Origin of the sequence: Euzebya pacifica, assembly GCF_003344865.1 — a bacterium.
GTDB lineage: Bacteria > Actinomycetota > Nitriliruptoria > Euzebyales > Euzebyaceae > Euzebya > Euzebya pacifica.
In genome coordinates, this window is record NZ_CP031165.1 from 589,450 (window position 1) to 606,475 (window position 17,026).

Annotated in this window: 12 protein-coding genes; 6 read left to right on the plus strand and 6 right to left on the minus strand. The window is 72.3% G+C overall.

Annotated features, from left to right (window positions below; genetic code table 11):
• Positions 1–85: 85 nt before the first annotated feature.
• The 3 genes from DVS28_RS02355 (at position 86) to DVS28_RS02365 (ending at position 4,988) form a co-directional block, all read left to right on the plus strand.
• Complete coding sequence (locus DVS28_RS02355) at positions 86–2,179, plus strand: helicase-associated domain-containing protein (protein ID WP_164709836.1); 2,094 nt, start codon at positions 86–88, stop codon at positions 2,177–2,179.
• Positions 2,176–3,885 carry a DNA repair helicase XPB gene (locus DVS28_RS02360; RefSeq protein ID WP_216826344.1) on the plus strand — a complete coding sequence of 570 codons (1,710 nt, stop codon included), beginning with the start codon at positions 2,176–2,178 and terminating at the stop codon, positions 3,883–3,885. The genes DVS28_RS02355 and DVS28_RS02360 overlap by 4 nt, the downstream gene beginning before the upstream one ends.
• A 320-nt stretch (positions 3,886–4,205) precedes the next feature.
• Positions 4,206–4,988, plus strand: a complete 783-nt coding sequence (locus DVS28_RS02365) for an SDR family oxidoreductase (RefSeq protein WP_114593945.1) — start codon at positions 4,206–4,208, stop codon at positions 4,986–4,988.
• Between the two features lie 263 nt (positions 4,989–5,251).
• On the opposite strand, the gene DVS28_RS02370 is transcribed toward DVS28_RS02365, so the two are convergent.
• Genes DVS28_RS02370 through DVS28_RS29855 form a run of 4 tightly spaced genes read right to left on the minus strand, consistent with a single transcriptional unit; the run spans position 5,252 to position 9,436 of the window.
• Positions 5,252–7,432, minus strand: coding sequence for a hypothetical protein (locus tag DVS28_RS02370; RefSeq protein WP_114590029.1), 2,181 nt, complete (start codon positions 7,430–7,432; stop codon positions 5,252–5,254).
• The gene (locus tag DVS28_RS02375; RefSeq protein ID WP_114590030.1) at positions 7,425–7,961 is read right to left on the minus strand and encodes an RNA polymerase sigma factor; all 537 of its coding nucleotides are present in this window, start codon (positions 7,959–7,961) and stop codon (positions 7,425–7,427) included. The genes DVS28_RS02370 and DVS28_RS02375 overlap by 8 nt, the downstream gene beginning before the upstream one ends.
• Before the next feature lie 56 nt (positions 7,962–8,017).
• A complete protein-coding gene (locus tag DVS28_RS02380; protein ID WP_114590031.1) occupies positions 8,018–8,230 on the minus strand; it encodes a hypothetical protein in 213 nt (70 codons plus the stop codon).
• A 57-nt stretch (positions 8,231–8,287) separates the two neighbouring features.
• Positions 8,288–9,436, minus strand: coding sequence for a transglycosylase family protein (locus tag DVS28_RS29855; protein WP_281273511.1), 1,149 nt, complete (start codon positions 9,434–9,436; stop codon positions 8,288–8,290).
• A gap of 91 nt (positions 9,437–9,527) precedes the next feature.
• Here DVS28_RS29855 and DVS28_RS02390 point away from each other — a divergent pair, with 91 nt between their 5' ends.
• From DVS28_RS02390 to DVS28_RS02400, 3 genes are all read left to right on the plus strand, one after another.
• Positions 9,528–10,895 carry an MFS transporter gene (locus DVS28_RS02390; RefSeq protein WP_114590033.1) on the plus strand — a complete coding sequence of 456 codons (1,368 nt, stop codon included), beginning with the start codon at positions 9,528–9,530 and terminating at the stop codon, positions 10,893–10,895.
• A 96-nt stretch (positions 10,896–10,991) separates the two neighbouring features.
• Positions 10,992–14,069: a beta-propeller domain-containing protein gene (locus tag DVS28_RS02395; RefSeq protein ID WP_164709837.1), complete on the plus strand. Its 3,078-nt coding sequence runs from the start codon at positions 10,992–10,994 to the stop codon at positions 14,067–14,069.
• A 113-nt stretch (positions 14,070–14,182) separates the two neighbouring features.
• Positions 14,183–15,238 carry a class I SAM-dependent methyltransferase gene (locus DVS28_RS02400; RefSeq protein WP_114590035.1) on the plus strand — a complete coding sequence of 352 codons (1,056 nt, stop codon included), beginning with the start codon at positions 14,183–14,185 and terminating at the stop codon, positions 15,236–15,238.
• A 38-nt stretch (positions 15,239–15,276) separates the two neighbouring features.
• Here the strand turns inward: DVS28_RS02400 and DVS28_RS02405 are convergent, their stop codons facing one another.
• Both DVS28_RS02405 and DVS28_RS02410 read right to left on the minus strand, forming a co-directional pair.
• Entirely contained in the window at positions 15,277–16,137 is an 861-nt protein-coding gene (locus DVS28_RS02405) for a GGDEF domain-containing protein (RefSeq protein ID WP_114590036.1), read from the minus strand.
• Positions 16,130–17,008 (minus strand): sensor domain-containing diguanylate cyclase, encoded by an 879-nt coding sequence (locus DVS28_RS02410; RefSeq protein WP_114590037.1) that lies wholly within the window; start codon positions 17,006–17,008, stop codon positions 16,130–16,132. The genes DVS28_RS02405 and DVS28_RS02410 overlap by 8 nt, the downstream gene beginning before the upstream one ends.
• Positions 17,009–17,026 lie beyond the last annotated feature (18 nt).

Sequence of the window (17,026 nt, forward strand, 5' to 3'; positions counted from 1 at the left end):
GGGGCCGTTCATGGGTGACTTGTCACCGTTTGGTCGCCCTCTGCCACCGCCGCGGATGTCACACCGCACGGCTACGCTGCCCCGGATGCGCCCCTCGTCGGACCGGATCTCCGCGTTGCGGAGGATGGCAGCCCCGGACCTGGCCGCCCTGCTCGGGCGGGTGCCTGCCCTTGCCGAGTCGCTGGACGGCACCGGTCCGCTCGCCCCGGCCAGCGACTACGACCTCGGGCCGCTCGTGACCCGCAGCGACCGCACGCTGACCCACCTCGCCGTGCTCATGGCCTCGCCTCGTGGCGTGACCACCACCATCGGGTCGCTCAACCGGCTGGAGCGCCAGCTGCTGCTCGTGGCCGCACTCAACGACGGTGCCGTCGAACGCGAGCAGGTCGTCGGCGAAGCGGGCAACCACCTCGAGCTCGACCGTGCCCAATCGGCGCTGGCCCACCTCCTGCTGGCCCACCCCGCCTACGAGCAGGGCGAATGGCTGGTCCTCCGTCCGGGGGTGCTGCGGTACGTGCCGTTCCCGGGGATCCGCATGTACGACGCGCTGCAGTCGCTGTCGGGGTCGGACCTGGACATGCTGCTGCAACGCCTCGGTGAGGTCGACGACCTGCCCTACCGCCACGAGGATCGCCGTCGGCTGGTCGGCCAGCTGATGCGGCGACGCGACGTGGCGCAGGGGATCCGCGACCAGCTGGACCCCGACGCCCAGCGGGTGCTGGACGTGCTGGTCGAGCACGGCAGCCAGCGGGTTGCCGACCTGGGCCTGCCACCGTTCGACCCGTGGGACCGTCGGGGCGGGCCGCTGCACGAGGTCGTCCAGCGCGGGATGGCCGGCGTGGACACCGCCAAGCAACGGGCCTACGTGTGGCTGGACGTGGCCTACGGCCTGCGCGAGCGGATGTTCGACGACTGGCCGTTGTCGCCGCCACCGGTGCAGCCCCAGCCGCTGCACGACCCCGGCCCGCGCACCCCGGCGGTGCTGCGACGGCTGCAGATGCTGCTGGAGCTGTGGGCCGGCGAACCCGCACCGGGCCTGGCGTCGGGCGGCCTCGGGGTGCGGCCGATCCGGGCGGCTGCCAAGGGGTTCGGGGTCACGCCCGAGTCCATCGGCCTGCTCGCCCACCTGGCCATCGACCTGGGTCTGCTCGGACAGACCGAAGAGGGGGAATGGGCCCCCACGCCGGCGCTGCCGGGCTTCCTGTCGCGGCCGCCGGCGCAGCAGTGGTCGGCGCTGGTGACCGCCTACCGCCAGGCGTCCACCTTCGACGAGCACGAGGGCCTGCCGACCCGGTGGAGCGGCGAGATGGTGTGGCCACCGCCGATGGCGCAGCGCCGCGTCGTGCTCGACGTGCTGTCCACGCTTGAGCAGGGGACCGGCGTCGACGACGAGACGCTGGTCGAACTGTGCGACTGGCGTTCGCCCGAGGCGCTGGGTCGTCACGGCGCCGAGCAGATCATCGCCGCCCTGCGGGTGCTCGACCTCGTCCCCTCCTCCGGTGCGGTCGGCCTGACCGCGGCCGCCAGGGCGTTGTGGGACGGCGGGGTCGAGGCGGCGACGCTGGCGCTCGGGCCGGTCGTCGAGCAGATCGTCGTGCAGGCCGACCACAGCGTGATCGCCCCACCTGGCCTGTCCCCGCGGGTGGCCGGCCAGCTGGGGGCGATCGCCGAGCTCGAGTCCGACGCCGGCGCACAGATCTGGCGCATCACCGCGAAGAAGGTTGCCGAGGCGCTGGCCGACGGACGGACCCGCGACGAGATCGTGACGTTCCTGACCGAGACGTCCAGCGTCCCGCCACCCGGCAACGTGCTGGTCACCGTCGATGACGTGGCCGCCCGCCACGGTCGGGTGCGGGCCGGGGTCGTGGGGTCCTACCTCCGCGGCGACGACCCGGCGGACGTGGCGGCGGCTGCGGCGGTGTCGGCCGCCAAGCTGCGTGTGCTGGCGCCGACGGTCGCGGTCAGCCCGCTGTCGCGCGAGGCCATGATCAAGGCGCTGCGGACCCGCGGGATCATCGCGGTGGCCGAGGACGGCGACGGTGCGCTGGTGCCGCCGCGACGCACCAGCGGGGTGGCCCTGGACGACACCGGGCTCCCGCAGGAGATCGACCGAGGCGCCACCCCCGACACGATGACCCTCGCCGAGGAGCTGCTGGCGGCCGAGGGGGCGTCCCGATGAGCCTGCTCGGCGGCCAGGCGCCGGCGGGCATGCCCGATCCGACCAACCCGCTGATCGTGCAGTCCGACCTGACGGTGCTGCTGGAGACGGCCGCGCCCCGGGCGGCGGAGGCCCGCGGTGCCCTGTCCCGGTTCGCCGAGCTCGACAAGGCCCCCGAGCACATCCAGACCTACCGGATCACCCCGCTGACGTTGTGGAACGCCGCGGCGTCGGGGTTGACGGCGGCAGAGGCCACGACGACGTTGACCGGCTTCGCCAAGTACCCGGTCCCCCCGGCGGTGCTGACGGAGGTCGCCGAGCAGATCGGCCGCTACGGCCGGTTGCGCCTGGTACGCGACTTCGACTCGGGCGGCCTGGCGATCACCACCGACGAGCCGTCGCTGCTGGACACCCTCGTCGCCCACGACCGGGTGGCGCCGCTGGTCGGTGATCGGTTGGACGGCAACCGCTTCGCCGTGCGAATCGGCGACCGCGGGGCCCTCAAGCAGGCGTTGGTGACGCTCGGCTGGCCGCCGTCGGACGAGGCCGGCTACGACGACGGGGCACAGCTGCCGATCGACCTGACCTGCGAACCGCGGCCCTACCAGGGTGATGCGGTGGCGTCGTGGTGGGCCGATGGGTCCGCCGCGGGCGGCAACGGCGTGCTGGTGCTGCCCTGCGGGGCGGGCAAGACGATCATCGGCCTGGCCGCGATGGTGCAGGCGGGGACCAAGACGTTGGTCATCGCGACGTCGGTGATGGCCGCCCGGCAGTGGATCAACGAGGCGATCGACAAGACCGACCTGACGGCGGATCAGGTCGGGGAGTACTCGGGGGAGACCAAGGACGTCAAGCCGCTGACCGTCGCGACCTACCAGATCCTCACGTGGCGCCAGCCCGGGGTGGCCGAGGACGCCGACGAGGAGCTGGCCCATCCGCACCTGTCGTTGTTCAACCGCGAGCCCTGGGGCCTGGTGGTCTACGACGAGGTCCACCTGCTGCCGGCGCCGGTGTTCCGCGCGACGTCGCGCATCCAGGCGATCCGCCGGCTGGGCCTGACCGCCACGCTGGTCCGCGAGGACGGCCGGGAGGAGGACGTCTTCTCCCTCATCGGTCCCAAGCGGTACGACGCGCCGTGGAAGGAGCTCGAGGCGCAGGGGTGGATCGCCCCGGCAACATGCACCGAGGTCCGCGTGGACCTGCCCGAGGACCTGCGGATGGCGTACGCGACGGCCAAGCCGCAGCAGCGCTACCGGCTGGCGGCGACCGCGCCGGCGAAGCTGAAGGCGGTGGACCGGCTGGTCGAGCGGCATCGCGGCGACCGCATCCTCGTCATCGGGCAGTACCTGGACCAGCTCAAGCAGGTGGCGACGCACCTCGACGCACCCCTGATCACCGGCCAGACCTCCCAGACGGTGCGGGAGGAGCGGTTCAACGCCTTCCGCGACGGCGACATCGAGCTGCTGGTGGTGTCGAAGATCGCCAACTTCTCCATCGACCTGCCCGAGGCCAACGTGGCGATCCAGATCTCGGGCGCCTTCGGATCGCGGCAGGAGGAGGCACAGCGCCTGGGCCGGATCATCCGCCCCAAGGCCAACGGCGGGCAGGCCAGCTTCTACACCGTGGTCGCCCGCGAGACGATCGACGCGACGTTCGCCGCCAACCGCCAGCGCTTCCTGACTGAGCAGGGCTACGCCTACGACATCACCGACCTCGCCCGCCTGTAGGTCTCGGGGCGCCGGCTCGGGCCGCTCGGGCTGGCCGGCGTGGTCGGCCTTTCGGCCGCCTCAGGGGGTCGGCGTGGTCGGCCGCTTCGGGCGGTGTGTGCGTTGCCCGCCCCCTGGCGCCGCCCATGCCACCCACCCCGGCGGCGTGTGTGCGTTGCCCACCCCCTGAGGGCGCTTATCGCGCACGGTGCCCGGGGGTGGGTGCGTTGCCCGCCTGCTGGGGCCGTCCAACGCACACGTCGGTTGGGGCCGGTTGGGTGGCCGGTGGTGGGCTCGGTTGGGTGACTGCGGTCATGTCGGACTAGGTTGCGCCCATGAAGATCACTGAGCTGTTCAAGGTCGAGGGCAAGGTCGCGGTCGTCACCGGCGGGTCGCGCGGGATCGGGAGGATGATCGCCGAGGGCCTCGTGTCCAACGGGGTGCGGGTCTACATCACCGCCCGCAAGGCCGACGCGTGCGACGCCACGGCGGCAGAGCTGAGCGAGATCGGGGAGTGCATCTCCATCCCCGGCGACATGTCGACGGAGAAGGGCGTCACCGCCTTCGCGGCCGCCGTGTCGGAGCGCGAGGACCAGCTCGACATCCTGGTCAACAACGCCGGTGCCGTGTGGGGCGCGCCGATCGGGGAGTTCCCCGACGAGGGCTTCGACAAGGTGCTCGCCATCAACGTCAAGGCGCCGTTCATGCTGACCCAGGCGCTGCTGCCCCTGCTGAAGGCGTCGGGGTCGGCCGAGGACCCGGCCCGCGTCATCAACATCGGGTCGATCGACGGGCGGCGGGTGCCGGACACGCCGAACTACTCGTACTCCGCCTCCAAGGCCGGCATCCACATGCTGACCCGCCACATGGCCCACCACCTGGTCCACGAGGACATCACGTTCAACGCCATCGCGCCGGGCCCGTTCGAGTCGAAGATGATGGCCTACGCCCTGGACGACCCCGAGACGCGGAAGGCCATCGAGGGTGTGGTGCCGCGCGGCCGCATCGGCTCACCGGAGGACGTCGCCGGCACGGTGCTGTACCTCTCCTCCCGTGCGGGTGCCTACCTGACCGGCGCGATCATCCCCGTCGACGGCGGCATCTCCACCCACGGCTCCGGCTGACCCTCGCCCACGGCTCAGGCTGAGCCCACCCACGGCTCCGGCTGACGCCCAACCGCGCCTCCGTCGACCCCTCGGCCCGACACGGCGTGCGCGATCCCCACCTCCTCCGGCGGGGTAACGCACACGCCCCCGGCCGGCGTGCGCGATGGACGCCTGCTCGGGCCGGGTAGGCCACACGTGCCCGGAGGGTGGGTGGCATGCACGCCCTGGGGAGGAGGGGAACGCACACACCGGGGGAGGAGGAGACGCGCGCGGGCGGGTGGTCAGCCGGTCGTGGGGGTGCAGGCCAGGGCGCTGACCAGCAGCTCGGCCGCGGCGACGTGCACGTCGGGGTCGGTCGAGTCCAGCATCAACGAGTAGCCGGTGTCGCCGCAGTCGAACGCGGTCGTGGGCAGGCCGTCGGCTTCGACGTAGCGGCCGACGCCGCCGGCCACCGCGACCTCCACACCGGTCAACGGTTCGGGAACTGGACCCGTGAACCGCAACGGGCCGGCCTGCACGTACACCTCGGGTCCGCCGTCCCACTCGAACCCGGTGGAGGCGCCCGAGCCGCCGTGCGACGGCTCGCCGCAGCACTGCACCAGGCCGAGCCGGTCGATGGCCGCGCCCACCCTGGCCTCGCGGATGGACTGCCACCGTTCGAGCACGGACCCGTCGTCGGCGGTGAACGAGGTCGGCACGCCCGGCGGACGTGGCTGGCAGCCGGCCGCGATCGCGAACTGGGCCACCGACTCCAGGTCACTGCCACCCGCCCCCGGCCCCGTCGTGGTCACCGACGCCTGCTCGCAGCCGAAGGCGAGCATCCCGCTGTCCGGCAGCACCGCCGCCTCGCCGTCGGCCAGCGGCACCAGCTCGGTGTCCCCGTCGACCACCCAGCCGGGGTCGACCCCCTCGTGGGCCACGCTGACCCACACCGCCGACATGCCGGCACCCGGCGGGGTGTAGGTGACCGACGTCGAGGTGTCGTCGACGACCCGCTCGCCGAGCAGCAACCCGTTGGCCTCGACAGTCTCCAGCAGCTGGACCGCCGTGGTGATGTCCCTCACGGTCGCCGGGTCGGTCCGATCGGGGTCGACCACCGCTGGTTCGGTCGGGACCTCGGCACGGGCACCGAAGGCAACGTCCAGCCCGCAGTCCTCGTGGTCGGCCATGGCCTGGGCCAGGTCGGCTGCCGCATCGACGCCGTCCTCGCCGTCGGCATGGATGGCATGGAAGATCGTCCCGCACTGCAGCACTGCCCCGTACATGCCGCCCGCGCCGGCGATCCGTGCGAGGGGTGCGCTGGGGTCGGTGGCGTTCTCCCGCACCTCTGGGGGCAGGCCGATCTCGTCGAGGTCCCCCGAACGGACCAGCAGCTGCACCCCGTCCCACAGGGTCACCGCGGCCCGGGCGATCGGCGGCTCGGGCACCGTCGCGGTGACCTCGACCCCGAGCCCATCCAGCAGCGTGGTCAGGGCTGCGCTGGGACGCAAGGTCGGGGGAACCGACGGGGTGCAGCCGATGGTGGTCAGGAGCTGGTTGACGCGGCCGAGGTCGCCGGGCTCCAGGGCGAACTGCATGGTCTCCGGCCAGCCACAGGACAGGGCGATCATGTCCGGTCCGGCTCCGCTGGCCGCCACCTGCCCGCCAGCCAGCTCGAGGGACCGGACGGGGTCCAGCGCGGACGGATACCAGGCCAGCGTGTCAGCCGTGAACGTCAGGGGACGGCCATCGATCACGGCCCCCCACTCGATCCGGCCCGCCGCCGCCTGGAAGGTCGACGCGTCGGACGGCGTGGGATCGAACAGCTGCTCCTCGGTCGGAACCGCTGCACAGCAGGCGTCCACGCCCGCGATCTCCATCTCCGCGACCAGGTCGGCTCCGACGTGGTCGACGTAGCCCACCGCGCGGGCCTCCGCCGACGGCGCGCCGTAGATCGACCGGTCGGGGGTCCCCTGCGGGGGTGACGCCACGCATCCGGTCCTGCGGGCCTCCTGTCCGGCGGCTTCGCCGAGCGCACCGATCGGCAGGCGGGGCCCGTCCGTCGTGTCGGCCTCCCGGATCTCGATCAGCCCGAACTTGCCGCACTCGAAGGTCACCGACACGGCCGTGCCGTCCAGCCGAACACCGACCGCACCGCCACCAGCGAGGGTTGCGTGGCCCACGAGCGACTCGGCATCGGCGGAGGCATCGCGAACCACCTGCAGCTCCACACCGGCGAAGGTCCTGCTGTCCCCCTGCCGCGCAGGCGAGGCGTCCCCCAGCCCCGTCACCTCGGGAGGGGTCGACCGCATGCCCACGCCGACGGCCAGCGTAACCAGCACCACGACACCGGCCATCACCCCTCCGCCGACCAGGGTTCGACGTCGGGCACGCGCCGAGACCCGGGCGCGGACGTCCTCGACGTCGAAGGACGGGTCGTCCTGGGACGTCGAGCCGTGCAGCAGGTCGGTCAGCTCAGGCATCGGTCGCCACCTCGGAAGGTTGGTCCAGGCCGGGCTCGTCCACCGCGAGGCCCGAACGGCGAAGGGCACCGATGGCCTGGCTGGTCAAGGACTTGACGGTCCCCTCCGCACACGACATGACGTCGGCGGTCTCGGCGACGGTCAGCTGGGCGTAGAAGCGGGCCAGCACGACCTGGCGCTGGCGTTCGCTCAGCGACGACACGGCCCGACGCACCGCCACCGCATCAGCCGCGTCCGGGTCGACCACCACCCGAGATGACATGGCCTGCACCCGGGCGTTCGCGCGGCGCTCGGCCTGCCGTCGGCGGAACCCCGACCGCGCCAGGTTGAACGCGCAGCGGTAGGTCCACGCCCGCGGGTGCTCCAGCTGGTCCCACCGCTGCCAGGCCCGGACCAACGCCTCCTGCGCCAGCTCCTCCGCCGTGGTGCGTTGACCGACGTACAGCTCGAGCGTCCCCACCAGCGGGCCGCGCACGTCGGCGCAGAACGCCTCGGGCGTGGCCCAACCCCGTTGCTCGTGTCGTGTCATCTCACCCTCTTGAGACGCACGAGCCGTCCGATCGGTTCAGACCGGACCGGGGATCACTACTTGATGGCCTTCTTGCCCGCGTCGCTCAGCCGCAGGTCGTGCGTCAGGTAGCCGGCCGTGAACAACGTGTTCACGAGGTCGTAGGCCTCCATGAACGTCAGGCGTGCCTCGATCGCGGCCGCCTGCACCGTGGGGACCTCGTGCCGTTCCTCGATGCGCCCGAAGGCCTGCAGGAGGAGCTTGTCGTGATCCGTCGTCGTACCAGTCATCGACGGCAGGATACGCGACCGTGTCCCCAACCAACGAGGCGACGCCCGACCGCCGAGTCAGTTCTCGCTGGGCGGGTCGACGATGAGGCCGAGCTTGCGTGCGCACTGCGGCCACGCCTCCCACCCCTGGATCTGCCACAGCAGGGTCCCGCGGTAGATCTGCTCCTCGCGCGTGTGCTCGTGAGGCAAGCCGGTCCCGCCGACCCACGCCCACGACTCGGGCAGGAACTGGATGCCGCCGTAGTACCCGTTGCCGGTGTTGATGTGCCAGTCGCCCGAGGACTCACACATCGCCAGGTGGTCCCACACGTTCTCCGGCGTGATCCCGGCCGGTGGGACGACCGTCTGGCTGTTCGGCAGGCGCGGGTCCGCGATCTCCTCCGCCGCCAGGCCCGCGTCCTCCAGCGCCTCGACCGTCGCCGTCGGGCTGGCCTCGTCCTCCAGGCCCACGAGCAGCCGAGCCGACGGCGACGACACAGGAAGCGTCGTCAGCTGGTCGGCGTGCACGATCGCGTCGGCCACCGGCGGGGTGCCGTTGGTGGCGAACGCCCCGACCCGGATGGGGGTCTGCACCGCACCCACCCCCAGCATCGACCCCAGCTGCACCTCGTGGACGGTCCCGAACTCGTGGGTCACCGCGACGTCGCCGGCCTCGATGCGGCTCCACAGGGGCTCGTGGTCGGCGGTCGCCGGTGGCGTGAACGGGCGGAACTCGAGCGGGTCGACACCCGCGACGTCTGCCTCGACCCCACCCAGCGTGGTCGTCACCAGCTGCACCCGCGCGACGTGGACCACCCCGTCGAGGCCGGCCAGCACCTCACGGGCAACCGCCTCGGAGGCGGCGTCGACGTCCACCGTCACCGCGGCCCTGGTCGTGGAGTCCACCGGGGCGAACGGCTCGGCGTCCTCCACCACGGTCTCCAGCTGCGCGACCGGGATGGGAGTCCCCGCGGGCTCGGGCGTCTCCCGGACGGCCTCGGGCACGACCGGTGGTGTCGCGGGTTCGGGCACGACGGGTCGGTCGACGACGACCAGCTCCTTCTCGCCGGCCACGCCGAACGGGGCAGGCGTCCCTCCTAGGACGGTCCCGTCCGCGTCGGCAAGGCGCGCCTGCGCGGTCGAGCCGCCCAGCGCCAGCAGCACGACGATCACCAACGCCAGGGCCGAGCGTTGTGCCCGCTGTGGCGCCGAGAGGGGATCCAGCACGTCGGCCACGGTACCTGCCGCCCTGGGCGGGGGTGCACCCACGGTCTCCTGCGCTACGCTCGCCTGCTTCCCGCCGAGCCAGAGACGAGCCATGTCACCCGAGTCCACCACGCCCTTGCGGCGCCTGCTTCGCCGCCCGATGTTCCGCCGCTGGGCGGTCGTCAACCTGCTTGCCCGCCTGCCCATGACGATGAATCTGCTGGCGCTCGTGCTGGTGGGCGAGGCCGTCACCGGGTCGCTTGCCAACGGCGCGTCGCTGGCCGGTATCGCCACGGTGTCCGCCGGCCTCGCCGCCCAGTGGCGCGGCCGCATGCTCGACCGCGTCGAGCTGCGCGAGGGGCTGCGTCGCCACCTGGGCCTGTCCGCCCTCGCGGTCCTCGCGCTCCTCGGCGCCGCCGCGGTCGAGGCCCCGTTCGTCGTGCTTGCCGTGCTCGTCGCCCTCCAGGGCCTCGCGTCCGCTGCGATCCTCGGTGCCTTCCGGACCCTGCTCGTCGAGTGCGTCCCGAAGGAGGACCTCGAGCCGGCCAACGCGCTCGACGCCGTCTTCGTCGAGGTCGCCTTCGTCGCCGGTCCCGCGGTGGCCGGCATCCTCGCGCTGGCCGTCGGCCCCCTCGGCGTGCTGGTCTCCATGGTCGCCTCCTTCAGCGTGGCGGCGCTGATGCTGCGCAGCCTGCCGACCCGTGAACCTGCCGCGCCCGGTGCCACCCCCGGCCCGGCCCCGCTGCGCACCCGCGGCGCGACCGCTGTCTACGCGCTGGTGTTCGCCACCGGCCTGCCGCTCGGCGCGTGGGAGGCCACCATCCCCGCCCGCATCGAGGCCTTCGGCATGGATCCTGCCAGCGCCGGCCCGCTGATGGCCCTTGCTGCGCTCGGCAGCGGAATCGCCGGGCTCGCGGCCGCCAACCTGCGCGACCCCCTCAGGTACGGCCGCCTGATGGCCAGCGCCCTGCTGGTCGCCTTCGGCCTGCTGATCCTGCCGACCGCCTACGCGACCTCCCTGCCCCTCCTCGGGCTGGCCATCTTCGGGTTCGGCCTGCCGATCGCGCCGCTCAACGCCCTCGCCGGGCTGGCGTTCCAGCGGACCGTCGCCACGCCGCGGCGTGCCGAGGGCTTCGCGCTGTACCCCGCCATGATCCTCATCGGTGCCGGCATCGGGCAGACCATCGCCGGACTGCTGCTGGACCGGCTGGGTGCGGCGACCCTCATCCGCACGCTCGCCGTGATGCCGATCCTGGTCGCCGTCCCCGTCCTCGGTGCCGCCCTGCGTCGCCGCCTGGCCGGACTCCCGCCGGGCGTCGGCTTCGGCCACGACCCGACCATCGTGGACCCCGACAGCTGGCTCGCGCCGGCCGCGGAGGTGCCCGTCGATCTGGCCGACACCCCGGCTGCCCACCACACCGCGCCCGTCGCACCGCGATCCGACACGAGAGAAATCCGGGATTCCACGCAACCCTCGTGACGCGCGGCACGTCTGAGGTTGGCGCCTGTCCGCAGTGCCCGGCGTTCGCGTCGGCGCCGAACGGGCCACGCTGACCCAGCCATCAAGGATCCGACCGTGAGCCACGCCACTGCCGTCCCGAATCCGACCCGTCCCGCACCACGACGGTCATCGGTCCATCGAACGGCAGGACTCGCGGCAGTGGTCCTGGCGCTGCTGCTGCCCTTGATGACGGCCGTTCCCTCGGCCGCGCAGGCCGGCAGCAGCGCCTTCGACGGTGACCCTGGCACCACCGAACGCATCCTCGCCGGGGACCCGGCGGCTGCCGCGCTGGAGGTGTCCCGCACCCGGTTCGCCGACGCCGGCGCCGGGGACCGGCAGGCCGCCCACGCCGTCGTGGCGACCACCGAGGCCTTCGCGGACTCCCTGGCCGGGGCGGCGCTGACCACCGACGGTCCGCTGCTACTGACGGGTTCCGACGGCCTGGCCGACGCCGCCGCCGCCGAGCTGGACCGCGTCCTCGCCGACGGGGGCACCGTCTACGTCCTGGGTGGTGAGGCGGCGCTGTCGCCCGCAGTGGCCGACGACATCACCGCCCTGGGGCTCGTCGTTGTCCGCCTTGCGGGTGTGACCCGCGTCGAGACGGCCCTCGCGGTCGCCGACGAGGTGCGTCGCCTCACCCCCTCCTCCGTGGTCCTCCTCGCCCGCTCCGACGGTGCCGAGGGCAACCCCACCAGCGCATGGGCGGACTCGATGACCGGTGGCAGCCTGGCGGCCGCCGCTCGCATCCCGATCGTCGTCACCCCGACCACCGAGATGCACCCGGCCGTCGCCACGTGGCTCGACACCGTCCAGCCCGACCGCACCGTCCTGCTGGGTGGTGACGCCGCGCTGACCGAGGCCGTCGAGGACGCCGCGCCGAACGCCGAACGCCTCGACGGTCCGGAGCGCACCGCCACAGCCGCCGCGATCGCCGGGTCGGACCTGTGGCCGGCCAGCAGCACCCGCCGCTTCGTCGTGCTCGACGGCGGCCGCGCCGATGGCTGGGCCTACGGCCTGTCGGGTGCCGGCATCGCCGCCGACGCCAGCGCCCCGCCGTTGATGGTCGTCGGCAACGTCAGCCCCTCCACCCGCCGCGAGGTCTCGACCTGCGGGCCGGCCGACGTCGACCTCCTCCTCGTCGGTGACGACAGCGTGATCGACGACGACATCGAGCAGACCCTGACGACCTTCGACGGGCAGGCCTGTGCCAGCGAGTTCGCCCGCCTGTCGCCCTTCGACTCGTGCGACGCAACGCTGGGCTTCTTCGTGGAGGAGGGACTCGAGCGGGTCGGCCCGTACGGCCTGGACGGCTACTGGTACGACGCCCCGTTCCTGGAGGACGGTCCCGTCGGCGAACCCGTCGCCGCGCCGGCTCCCGACGAGGGCGGCGCCAGCGACGGTGACGCACCCCCCGCCCCGGCCGCCCCGCAGGAGGAGTCCGCGGGCGACGACAGCGGTGACGGCTCGGTCGAGGTGTCGGACACCAACGTGCAGGAGGTCGGCGTCGACGAACCGGACTGGGTGAAGACCAACGGCGAGGCCGCCTACGTCAGCAACGGCCGCGAGGTCGAGGTGATGGACCTGACCGCCGGGGACGCACCGGTGCACGTCACCTCACTCGCCGTGCCGGGTGAGGTGTGGGGGCACGACCTGCTGCTGGACGAGGACGTCCTGCTGGTGCTCAGCCGGGGCGACGGGTTCGTGTACCCCGTCGACGGTCCGCCGGCCGAGACGAGCTTCATGCCGCCGTACTACTACCCGGACCCGACCACCCGTATCGCCCGCTACGACGTGTCGACCCCGACCGCGCCGGTGCTGCTGGACGACACCGTCATCGACGGCGACTACCGCTCGGCACGGATGGTCGACGGCACCGTCCGGCTGGTGACCTCCTCCAACCCGTCGGGCCTGCACTTCGTGTACCCCGCCGACGGCAGCCAGGACGCCCACGACGCGGCCCTGGCCCACAACCGTCGGGTCATCGAGGCGTCCACCATCGACCAGTGGCTGCCCACCGTCGGCGAGGGCGACGACGCCCGCCCCGCCGTCGACTGCGACGCCGTGTTCGCCCCGCCGGGCTTCTCGGGCATGGCCACGGTCCTGGTGTCCACCATCGACGTCGCCAGCTCCGTCCAGCCGACCTCGTCGGCTGCCGTGCTCGCCAACGCCGAGACCATCTACGCCTCGACCGACCGGCTGGTCGTCAGCTCCAGCCAGTGGGGGGCATGGAACGACGCCCGGCCGGAAGCCGTCACCACCCAGCTGCACAGCTTCGACATCAGCGACCCTGCCGCCACGACCTACGTGGCGTCCGGCGAGGTGCCCGGCTACGTCCTCAACAGCTTCGCCCTCAGCGAGCGAGACGGGTACTACCGCATCGCCACGACCACCCAGCCGCCGTGGCAGGGGGACGAGGTCGCCGCACCGAGGACCGACAACGGTGTCACCATCCTGACCGAGGGCGGCAGCGAGCTGTTCGAGACGGGCCGGGTGTTCGGCCTCGGTGAGGGCGAGCGGATCTTCGCCGTCAGGTACCTCGGCGACATCGCCGCCGTCGTCACCTTCGAGCAGATCGACCCGCTCTACCTGGTCGACCTGACCAACCCGCAGGCCCCTCGCGTCACCGGTGAGCTGAAGATCCCCGGGGTGTCGCGCTACCTGCACCCGCTGGGTGAGGACCACCTGCTGGGCGTCGGCCAGGACGGCGACGACGACGGTCGGCTGACCGGACTGCAGGTCAGCCTGTTCGACATCTCCGACCGGGCCGACCCGACGCGGGTGGACTCCCTGGAGTTCGGTCCGGGTGACTCCCCTGTCGAATGGGACCACAAGGCGTTCCTGTACTGGTCGCGCCTGGGCCGGGCCTTCGTGCCGAGCACCCTCTACGGCCCCGACTACTCCGGCTTCCGCGGTGGCGTGCAGGCCATCGACGTGTCGACCGCCGACAACACCCTGACCCTCGCCGGCGAGGTGAACCAGCCGACCCAGCAGGGCGGCTACACGCCGGCGCCGGACCGGACGTTCGTGGCCGACGGGACCCTGTACACGGTGTCCTACCGAGGGATCTCCGCCCACGACGTGTCCAGCCTGGCCGACTTCGGCTTCGCCGAGTTCCCCGGCACGCAGGACGAGTGCTGCATGGTCGTCGACTGACGTGCCACCGCTGACGGACCCCGCTGACGGGGGGACGGGGGAGGGCACCCAGCCCTCCCCCGGTGGCCGGCGGTAGCATCCCGGCCCCCGACCGATCGAGAGAGGGCCCGCCGATGGCTGACGAGACGTTCGACCGCACCCGATCGAGGGCCTTCTCGCAACGCCTGATGTCGATGTACGGCGAGGCGATGCTCACCAACGCCATCGCCCTCGGTGCCCGGACCGGCCTGATGGCGGCCTTCGCCGAGGGACCCGGCACGTCGAGCGAGATCGCCGAACGCGCCGGCATGCACGAGCGCTACGTGCGGGAGTGGCTGCACGCCCTCGTCGTCGGCAGCGTCGCCGAGCACGACGACGGGGTGTTCACCCTCCCACCCGAACACGCCATCTCCCTGACCGGCGACAGCTTCCTCAACACCACCGCCATCGCGGCCATGGCTGCTGCTGCGGGAGGCAACCTCGACGGGATGGCCCACGCCTTCACCACCGGTGAGGGGACCCCCTTCCACGACCAGGCCGGCGACATGCCGTCGATGATGGACCGGCTGAGCCGTGCCCGGTACGAGACCTTCCTCGTCGACAGCTACCTCGGGTCGATAGACGGCCTGCCCGAGGCGCTGGAGGCGGGCATCCGCGTCGCCGACATCGGCTGCGGGACCGGCCGGGTGGCCCTGCTCATCGCCAAGGCGTTTCCCGCCAGCCACGTCACCGGCATCGATCTGTCCGCGCCGTCGATCGCCACGGCACGCGCCGCCGCCGAAGCGGAGGGCGTCGACAACGTCACCTTCGTCGAGGGGCAGATCGACGAGCTGTCGGGGCCGTTGGACCTGATCACGGCCTTCGACGTGATCCACGACCTCGGCCAACCGGGTGACGCCGTCGCGCACGTGCGGTCGTGCCTGGCCGACGGGGGCCGGTTCGTGATGTGCGACAGCGCTGCGCCGGCGTCGCTGGAGGCGCAGGCCGAGCTGCCGTGGGCGCCGATGATGTACGGCCTGTCGATGTTCGGCTGCGTCGGCACCGCCAGGTCCCAGGGCGGGGAGGGGCTGGGCAACATGTGGGGGCAGGAAGCCGCCACCGCGTTGCTGCAGGACGCCGGCTTCGCCGATGTCGAGGCACTTCCTGCCAAGGGCGACCCCATGAACGCGCTCTACGTCGCGACCGGTTGACCGGAGGCCCTTGGGACCCGCCCGCGAGACGGGACGCGCTAGCGGCTGCGGGACCGCTTCTCGGCGTACATGGAGGCGTCGGCCCGTTCCAGCAGCGTCGCCGGGGTGTCACCCTCCCGGGGGACCGACCTGCCGATGCTGGCGCCGAGCGGATGGGGCAGGCTGGCCAGGGCGTCCCGCAGCGCAGGGACGAGGGCATCGGCCTGGGCACCGCCGTCGGGACCGGCCGTGACGACCACGAACTCGTCCCCGCCGAGGCGGCACACCAGGTCACGAGGGCCCGAGGCCGCCCGGAGCGCATCGGCGCAACCGACCAAGGCCATGTCGCCGACCCGATGGCCGAGCGTGTCGTTGACGGCCTTGAAGCCGTTGAGGTCGAGGTACAGCACCCCGATGTCGGGCACCCACTCCTCCTCGAGCAGGCCCTCCAGGTGGCGGAACAAGCCGCGGCGATTGCGCAGGCCGGTGAGGGAGTCGTGGATCAGGTGGAACGCCGCTCGCGCCTGCTGCAAGCGTTGACGGGTCACGTCGCGGCCGACCGACACGAATCCCAGTAGCTCGTCGCCGTCGAAGATCGCCTGGTCGGACCACTCGTGCCAGGACGGCGCACCGCTGACCGTGCGGGTCTCGTGCTCGTTGCGGCGGGTGGGGCGCTCGGGGGTCAGCTGCTGGAGCTCCAGGAGCACCGTCTGGATCACGTCGCGTTCCTCGGGAGGCGACAGGTCGACGAAGGAGCGACCGATGACCTCCTCGGCAGGGAGGCCGTGGAAGTCCAGGTAGGCCTGGTTGGCGTAGATGATGGTCCCGTCGACGCGGGCGCGGAAGACCATGTCGGGCAGGTCGTCCACGACGGCCTTCAGCGACAGCTGCTGCCACAGGGCGTGGGCGTGCTCAGGCATCGATCCGGACCTCCCTCGTGCCGTGCTTGTGCACGAACATCTGTCGGTCGGCCTCGGCGATCAGCTGGGCCCACGACTCGCCGTAACGGGGGCTGGCCAGCCCGACCGACACGCCGACGGGATGGTCGAGAGTGTTCAGCGAACGGGTGATCTGGCGGACGCGGGCGATCGGCAGCGACGTCCGGTCGGTGCCGTGGAGGACCAGGACGAACTCGTCCCCGCCGAGTCGGCCGACGGCGTCGTCGGGACGAACCACACCACGCAGGACGTCGCCGACCGCGATCAGGGTGGCATCGCCGATGTGGTGGCCGTGTCGGTCGTTGATCTCCTTGAACCCGTCGAGGTCGAGGTAGATCAGCGTCAGCTCGGGGACGTCGTCCCCGGCAGCGGCGTAGCAGTCCGCGAGGTGCTGCTCGAGCCCGTACCTGCTGAGGACACCGGTGAGTGCGTCATGGCGGATCTCGTGGGCGAGCTGTGCCTGCTCGAGCTGTCGGGCGGTGATGTCCCGGCCGGATGCGATGACGCCGAGAAGCTGCCCCTCCTCGTCGAAGTGGGCGGTGTTGGTCCACTCCACGAAGACGGGCTTCCCGTTCGGGCGAACCTCCGTCACGCTGTGGACCGTCCGGTTGTCCGGGCCCACCTCCGCGCTCATGCGGGCAAGGAAACGGCGTGCCGTGCGGTGATGTTCCTCGGGCAGCAGCTCCACGAAGTCGGTGCCGACGAGCGTGCCCGGCTGCGCCCCGTGGATGACGTCATGGGCGCGGTTGGAGTACAGCACCGTGCCGTTCGGGAGGAAGCAGACGAGCGGATCGGGCAGATCGTCGATCACGCTCCGTATCGCGTCGTCGCCCCATTCGTCCTCTGTCAGCACGCCGGTTCACCTGTCTCG